Consider the following 888-nt stretch of genomic DNA (forward strand, 5'->3'; position numbering starts at 1 on the left):
GCCCAGCAGGGCCGCCCCAGCGCGTCGCCTCGCCCACCGGCGGCGAACTGCGTCTGGGTGACGCCGGCGCTGTTCTGGTACGTGACGAAAGGCACCGTGTAGAACGCGCCGTCCGCCTGCTTCAGGTTGGCCTTGGCCACGTATTCCGCGCCCGCCAGAAAGCGATTGTTGTCATAGCCGTACAGGTCGATGCCCTGATTCCACGCCATCTCGCAAATAGCGCCCGTCAAGGCAATGCCGAGCGTGCTGTGGCCCTGGTCCCGGCCGGCTTCCTGCCATTGCCCGAGGTTGCCGGGGTGCAGGTAGTACACGGCTTGCCGGATACAGCCGTTGCTGCCACCGGTCTTGAAATGGGTGACGGCCTCGTTGACGAGCCCGGCATCGTCGCACAGGACGCCGATGGCCAGGATGCACGCGATGTTGGCCAGGCCCCAGTTGGCCCAGTAGTGCGTGTCCATCGCGGTGTCGACACGGGTCAGGAAAGCGTGACTGACCGGGTAGAAGACATTGCGCATCATTGCCTGAAACGCGGCAAGCCCGGCCGCACTCCAGCCGCTGTAGCCGCGCATGATTTCGGCGGCGTTGGCAAATTCGTAGCCGTAGATGCCGGCGGCGAGCGCCACGTCGCTGCCGCCAAGCGTCGTCAGCGTCGAGGCCCATTGGTCCAGATACTCCACGGCTTTGTCGGCGTAGCGTGTGTCGTCCGACACCTTCCAGCGCAGCGCGTCGCCATAGGCGGCGGCGATGTCGTTGTAGAGCGCGCCGTAGTTCTGACCATGCGTGGGATCATTGCCGCGATAGATGCCGACCTGCGGGTTCGGCTTGTTCGTCAGGCGCGTGTGACCGTTGGCGACGAGCACGTTCCAGCTGTCGATCCACGGGGACGCG

At 65.3% G+C, this 888-nt stretch carries 1 protein-coding gene; it reads right to left on the reverse strand.

Annotated elements, in window-relative coordinates; genetic code table 11:
- A partial coding sequence (locus G3N96_RS38820; protein ID WP_206140502.1) for an alginate lyase family protein occupies positions 1–888 on the reverse strand: 888 nt, incomplete at both ends.

It is taken from the genome of Burkholderia sp. Se-20373 (genome assembly GCF_017104705.1).
Taxonomy (GTDB): domain Bacteria; phylum Pseudomonadota; class Gammaproteobacteria; order Burkholderiales; family Burkholderiaceae; genus Burkholderia.